This window comes from Synechococcus sp. R55.3 (genome assembly GCF_047461975.1).
Classification (GTDB): domain Bacteria; phylum Cyanobacteriota; class Cyanobacteriia; order Thermostichales; family Thermostichaceae; genus Thermostichus.
Genome location: NZ_JANSIG010000120.1, coordinates 1 through 6,292, shown reverse-complemented (window position 1 = coordinate 6,292; position 6,292 = coordinate 1). Strand labels below are relative to the sequence as shown.

6 protein-coding genes are annotated in these 6,292 nt (G+C 58.0%); 2 read left to right on the top strand and 4 right to left on the bottom strand.

Annotation, left to right across the window (positions count from 1 at the left end):
* Nucleotides 1–110: 110 nt before the first annotated feature.
* The 3 genes from NW849_RS13595 to NW849_RS13585 form a co-directional block, all read right to left on the bottom strand.
* Nucleotides 111–818, bottom strand: a complete 708-nt coding sequence (locus tag NW849_RS13595) for an alpha/beta hydrolase (RefSeq protein ID WP_414358297.1) — start codon at nt 816–818, stop codon at nt 111–113.
* A gap of 39 nt (nt 819–857) precedes the next feature.
* Nucleotides 858–1,874 carry an oxygen-dependent coproporphyrinogen oxidase gene (hemF, locus tag NW849_RS13590; RefSeq protein ID WP_414358295.1) on the bottom strand — a complete coding sequence of 339 codons (1,017 nt, stop codon included), beginning with the start codon at nt 1,872–1,874 and terminating at the stop codon, nt 858–860.
* A 150-nt stretch (nt 1,875–2,024) separates the two neighbouring features.
* Nucleotides 2,025–2,267 (bottom strand): Ycf34 family protein, encoded by a 243-nt coding sequence (locus NW849_RS13585; RefSeq protein WP_414358294.1) that lies wholly within the window; start codon nt 2,265–2,267, stop codon nt 2,025–2,027.
* Between the two features lie 214 nt (nt 2,268–2,481).
* Between NW849_RS13585 and NW849_RS13580 the strand changes: the two genes are divergently transcribed.
* On the top strand, nt 2,482–2,778 hold the full coding sequence (locus NW849_RS13580) for a hypothetical protein (RefSeq protein WP_011434379.1): 297 nt from the start codon (nt 2,482–2,484) through the stop codon (nt 2,776–2,778).
* 603 nt (nt 2,779–3,381) lie between these two features.
* Complete coding sequence (locus NW849_RS13575; protein WP_414358292.1) at nt 3,382–4,653, top strand: MDR family MFS transporter; 1,272 nt, start codon at nt 3,382–3,384, stop codon at nt 4,651–4,653.
* Between the two features lie 106 nt (nt 4,654–4,759).
* Here the strand turns inward: NW849_RS13575 and NW849_RS13570 are convergent, their stop codons facing one another.
* Nucleotides 4,760–6,082, bottom strand: coding sequence for a dihydroorotase (locus tag NW849_RS13570; RefSeq protein WP_414358290.1), 1,323 nt, complete (start codon nt 6,080–6,082; stop codon nt 4,760–4,762).
* Between the last annotated feature and the right edge of the window lie 210 nt (nt 6,083–6,292).

The window sequence follows — 6,292 nt, the reverse complement described above, 5'->3', positions numbered from 1 at the left end:
GCGCTTTTGGGGGCTGCTGTAAACCAGCCTAGAGGTTCGTGGTTGGCTTGCCAACTGCAGGGCTACCGAAAGCCCGCTCCGTACCGCTTTAGCGGTCGGAGTCGGGTAGTTTACGTTTTCACTTCCGAATCTCTCCTATCCAACAGGTTTTGCAACCACACCTGAATATCCCGCAGGCTCTCCGGGGAAACTTCATGGCCCATCTCGTACTCGCGATAGGTAAAGTTCAGTGGCAGCGGGGCAAAATAATCCCTGATCTGGCGGCCAAAAGCAATCGGCAAAACAGCATCAGCAGTGCCATGAACCACCAGGATGGCCAGGTGTTTCATCCGCTCCGGCTCCACCGCCTCGGCCAGGATCTCTGGAGATAGGCGCCCACTCATTGCCACCACCCCCGCCAGCTTCTCCGGCTGGGTCAGAGCCAAGTACAGGCTCATGATCGCCCCCTGGCTAAACCCCAGCAAATACACCTGCCTGGGATCCAAGGCAATATCCGGGATCCCATTGGGCAGCGCCTGTTCCAGAAAGCGGCTCAGGAGCTTGAGGCTATTGCGCGCTTGCTGGGGATCCCCCACCAGCCCTTCTGGCGTCCAGGCCATTTCAAACCAGGCAAACCCGCCCACACTCCCGCCCACACTCCAAGGAATAGGGGCTCTCAAGCTAATCACCGCCAACCGGGGATCCAGATAGGGGGCCAACTGGAACAAATCCCCCTCGTGGCTGCCGATCCCGTGCAGCATCACCAACACAGGTGCGGATCCCAAGCCGACCTGTCGAGGCGGCTGAAAGCGGTAGGTGAGGGGCAAAGAAGAAGGCACGCAGCGGATCCTCAAAGGCGGAGACAAGGTATGGCCGGCCTACGCCCAATCCTGGGGCTGGCGAAGCACCTGATGGAGCTTGGCTTCCCACGTGTCCGGTTGCGGCTCGTAGCCATATTCCCAGCGCACCAAGGGGGGCAAAGACATCAAGATCGATTCGGTGCGGCCTTGGGTCTGTAGCCCGAAGATCGTGCCCCGGTCGTAGACCAGGTTAAACTCCACGTAACGCCCGCGACGATAGAGCTGGAATTGCCGTTCTCGCTCTCCCCATTCCATCCCCTGCCGCCGCTCCACAATCGGCACATAGGCCGGCAAGAAGGCTTCGCCACAGGCTTGCACCAACTGGAAAAGATGTTCCCAACTGCGGGATCCCACCCGCACCTGTAACGATGGTGGCTCAGAAGCCAGTTGTTCGGGATCCCCTTCCGCCTGGCCTTCAGGCCGATAGAGCAGCCCAGGGCGTTCATCCTGATAGTCGAAGAAAATGCCGCCAACGCCGCGCGCCTCGCCGCGATGAGGTAGGAAAAAGTAGCGATCGCACCAGATCTTGAAAACTGGGTAGTAGACGGGATCCAAGCGGTCACAGGCTGCCTTGAGGGTGCGGTGAAAATGGGCCGCATCCTCCTCAAACAGGTAATAGGGGGTGAGATCCATCCCGCCCCCAAACCACCAAACCGGCCCCGCCTCAAAATAGCGATAGTTCAGGTGTACCGTCGGCACATAGGGGTTGCGAGGATGCAACACCATAGAGGTGCCTGTGGCGTAGAAAGGATGCCCTGCCGCTTCTGGACGCTGTTTCAGAATCGAAGGGGGCAGATGGGATCCGAACACCTCGGAAAAATTGACTCCCCCCTGCTCAAACACGTCTCCCTGCTGAATGACCCGCGAGCGCCCGCCCCCTCCTCCAGGGCGTTCCCAACGGTCTTCCCGAAACTTGGCTTTTCCGTCCAGGGCCTCCAGACGGGCACAGATGTCATCTTGTAGGCGCTGCATGAATTGGCTCACCTGTTGACGGGCATCCACTGGCAGCGCTGTAGGGCTTGAGGCCAGCACCATAGTCTTCTAATCTCTCGAATCTAATCTCTCGAAACTCGCCAAAAACATCCCCCGCCCAGATAAACCCTCCCAGGCTGGGAGAACCGAACCAAAGAGTTCTAACCTGGCCGGGCAAGAAACTTTCTGTAAAATCCAGGCCGTTTTAGGATCTCACGTGGGAACCACCTCGTAGGGACGGAGCCGCGCCCACTTGTTCCGTTCCTCGCGAAAGCTCTGGCAGCCCACCACATCCCATTCCATCTCGGTGCCACCGTTGCGGATATTGACATTGATCTGGGGGCCTTGCGGCTCAAAATCCGGCGTCAACGTGAGATGAGGCTGCTGATGCTGCGCTTCCACGGCGTGGTAGGTGGTACAGCGGTCTACGTAGTAGCAGTGAATACAAATACACATGGCTGCTGCCTGCAAGAGACGGTTCCCAATCTCGAGGGTAGCATCCTGCCCCTTTCCAGACAGGGGATCCCCTCTTTCTCAGCCGATTCTTGAGATATTTCTTAGCAAAGAGAGGCATCTTCTCGTCTCTCGTCTAAAATCTCGACATATTTCTCAGGCTGAGGCTTGATCTGCCCTTAGGATCAAACCATCCAGGCTATCCAGAGGAACTGCCATGAACACTCACACCCGCTACCGCTTCACCTGCACCCTCTCCTTTGGAGATATCTACGGCCAGATCATCGTTTGGCTGATTGTCATCTTTGCCAGCTTGGCCGCTGCCCTCTCCCTGATGAATAGCCCCCTCTACGCTTTTCTCACCATTGCTCTGATTTTGGTGATCTCCCTGCCTTTCCTGCTCTTCGCCTTCGTGACCACCCTGCTCAATCACATCGAGTTTGCCGTTGTCCCTCCTGAGGAAGAGGAAAATCGCGCTGCTGCTGCGGCTAAGTCGCCCGTGGCCGTCAGCTAGAAGCAACCAGCAGCCGGTTAGCGCTTGTCGGATGGATCCCTATTCCTCAAAGGCACCCGTGCTGACTTGAAAAAAACCGCGGCTCTCTTGGTCTAGCGCTTGGGTTGGCTCCTGCAAGGCAAGCAGGTGGATGACTTTTTATTTGCAATTGTTTTACGATTGTTAATGTTAGGACTGTAAGGCACAGCTTTTTCCAGCCTTGTCCAGGTCTGCGGCTGAGCTACAGGCACCCTGTTGTGGGCAAAAGGGAGCTACGGCTCGGCTGTGGCGAGGCAGGGACTGGCTTCCTGCTCAGCAAGTTTTGGGAAAAGCGTTGAGTCGGCTTAGAAGAGGACTGGGTGTTTTGGGGCAGATGAAAAGTAGCTTGGTGCAGCTCGATTATCGAGTTTATAAGTTGGCGCGGCTGTTGAGCGAATATCTGGAGTTGGGGGAATGGGTTGCCCTGTCTGCTGGTTCGCTGGGTGAAGAGCCTTCCGGTAACGAACATCAGGCTTGGCTTGGCAGATTTTCAGCTTACCTGTCAGAGTCGGAGCAGGGTTCTTGCCCTGGCGTCGGTGAACGGGATCCCGTAGGCTAGGTAGGCCCTCCCCCACTGCACCCAACATGCGGATCCCTTCTTGGTGGCCGAAGCTCAGTTTTCAGGTTTGGCTAATCTTTGTCGGTCGGCTGCTTTCCCAAACCGGAACCGGCTTTACCCTGTTTTATGCCACCCTCTTTTTTGTCAATCAGGTAGGGCTGACCGCCACCCAAGTGGGCTTGGGGCTGGGCATTATGGCTTTTGCCGGGGTGTTTGGCCGCATCCTGGGCGGCTCGATGGCCGATGGAGCTTGGGGGCGCCGCTCCACTTTGATCCTCTCCCTGGCCATTTCCAGCTTGGGGTCGTTTGGGTTTGCGCTCTCCCATAACTTCTGGAGTTTTGCTCTGGCCAATGTGGCTGCAGGTTTGGGGCAGGGGTTGTACTGGCCGCCTGCAGAAGCGATTGTAGCGGATCTAACCACCCGCGAGCAGCGCAACGAAGCCTACGCCCTCAACCGTCTGGGGGACAACTTGGGCCTCAGCCTTGGGGTGGCTATGGCCAGCACGCTGGTGGCTCTGACGGGGGCCTATCGGCTCTTGTTTGTGATCGATGGTGTCACTTTTCTGATCTTTCTGGCGGTGCTTTGGTTTTTTATCCGGGAAACTCGGGCGACTTGTCCGGCAGCAGAGCCGGTGTTGGCAGGTTGGAAAACCGCTCTCAGGGATCGCTCCCTCTTGGTGTTTGGCCTGTCGAATATCCTGTTCACCACCTATGTCGCTCAGCTCAGCAGCAGCATGCCCCTCTACTTCCGCAATGGGGTAGGGATCCCAGAGGTGCAAATCGGCATTTTGTTTGCCTTACATGGGGCCTTGGTTGCTCTGCTGCAGATGCCGGTGGCCCGTTGGCTGAATCGCCGGACGCGCATTCAAGGGTTGCAGGGATCCGCCCTGATGTGGGGGGTAGGATTTCTCTTGGTTTGGCTTAGCGGTCTGGCGGCGGGATTGGGGTCGGTGGTGGCAGTCTTGGCGCTGGCGGTGCTCTCTTTGGCGTTGGTGAGCTACAACCCCTCTGCCTCTGCTTTGGTGGCGGATTTGGCACCGGATCACTTGCGGGGAGTGTATCTGTCGGTCAACTCTCTTTGTTGGTCGGCGGGGTTTGCCCTTGGCCCGATGATTGGGGGGATGGCCTTGGACTTGCCGCAACCGTGGGCAAGCGGGCTGTGGATCTTTTGGGTGATCACCGTCAGTTGGGTTTGGGGGATCCTCGGCTTTCTAAACCGCATTCTGCCCTGCAAGGTGAATAGAACCGCAGCGCCTCTGGTGATGGAGCCCGCTCCCCTCGGTGATGCGGAACGCTAGAGCCTAGAAAGGAGACAGATCTCGGGATCCCAATCTTGGCCAACAGTTTGCCAGGGTATGGATGATGACTTTTAGATGGAATAGATAGAACGCCAGGGATCCCTGGCTAGCGCTGAAATTGCAGGGCCTTTCCCCGCACCGAGGGATCCACACGGCCATTTTGAAAGGCAATCTGTCCGCCCACGATCGTGACTAGGGGCCAGCCTACCAGCTCCCACCCTTCAAAGGGGCTCCAGCGGCATTTGGTCAACAGTTCTTCTCGCCGCACCGGCTTGGGGGTATGGCGATCCACCAACACCAAGTCAGCATCGTAGCCCACTTGCAGTCGTCCTTTGTTAGGGATCCCGTAGAGGCGGGCCGGCGCCTCACACATCCACCGCACCACCTGCGCCAGCGTACAACGCCCCTGCTGGGCTGCCGTCAACATCAGAGGCAAAGCGGCTTCCACGCCGGGCATACCGGAAGGGGAGTGGGGATAGGGCTGAGCCTTTTCTTCCAAAGTATGAGGGGCATGGTCGGTGGCAATGCAATCCAGGATCCCGTCGTGCAGCCCCTGCCACAGTTGAGCCAGGTTAGCGGGATCCCGCAGGGGGGGGTTCATCTGGGCCAGGGATCCCAGACGAGCGTAATCGGCGGTGCTGAGCAGTAGGTGTTGGGGGGTCACCTCTGCCGTCACCCAAGCTGGCTTGTGCTGGCGCAGCAGCTCGACCTCTAGACCGGTGGAAAGGTGCAAAATGTGTAGGCGATGGCGGTAGCGGGTGGCCAAGTCCAAAGCCCGCCGTGAGGCGATCAGGGCCGATTCCTCGTCCTGAATTTGCGAGTGAACAGCTACGTCTGTGCGTCCGGCAAACAGGGCCTTACGAGCTGTGATGCGAGACAAATCTTCGGCATGGACGGCAATTAAAAAGTTGGGATCCGTTTCCCCGAAAATCCGTTCTAGCGCCGCCTGATCATCCACCAAGAGGGGGCCATGCATGGATCCCATGAAGATTTTGATGCCACAGGCTCCCTGCACCGTTTGCAGCTCTTTTAGGTTATCGGCAGTGGCCCCGATAAAAAAGCCGTAATTGACTACACACTTGCTGGCCGCACGGGCCAGCTTGTCATCCAGCGTCGCTTGGTCAATCGTCAGGGGGTCGGTGTTGGGCATCTCCAAAAAGCTGGTCACCCCGCCCCGGGCACAGGCCCAGGATCCCGTCTGCAGGTCTTCTTTGTGCTCGCGGCCAGGCTCGCGAAAGTGAACTTGGGGATCGATAACCCCCGGCATCAGGGTATGGCCCTCAGCGTCAATGATCCTTGCCACCCCTTCTGGCGAGAGGTTTGGGCCGATTTGGGCAATGCGCCCCTCCCGCACCAGCACATCTCCCCGCCAGGGATCCCCTTCCGGCACCAGCAGCTCAGCATTTCGGATCAGCAAATCGCCAGACAAAGCTCCGCCCTCCCTCAAAGGCGCTCTCAGAATAACACCAACCCCAGTCGGAGCGCGTTAAGAATTGGCTGAGCACCACTTCATCTGCAAAAGGGCTGTAATCTGGGATGGGGGCTAAGATCGGTAGGATGTCCGACAAGGGGCTGTAGCTCAGATGGATAGAGCAAGCGCCTCCTAAGCGCTAGGTCGGCGGTTCAAGTCCGCCCAGTC

What these genes read in the sequence shown, in the direction of transcription:
- NW849_RS13575 (WP_414358292.1), top strand. Translation starts at nt 3,382, where the DNA reads ATGCGGATCCCTTCTTGGTGGCCGAAGCTCAGTTTTCAGGTTTGGCTA.
- hemF (WP_414358295.1), bottom strand. Translation starts at nt 1,874, where the DNA reads ATGGTGCTGGCCTCAAGCCCTACAGCGCTGCCAGTGGATGCCCGTCAA.
- NW849_RS13580 (WP_011434379.1), top strand. Translation starts at nt 2,482, where the DNA reads ATGAACACTCACACCCGCTACCGCTTCACCTGCACCCTCTCCTTTGGA.
- NW849_RS13585 (WP_414358294.1), bottom strand. Translation starts at nt 2,267, where the DNA reads ATGTGTATTTGTATTCACTGCTACTACGTAGACCGCTGTACCACCTAC.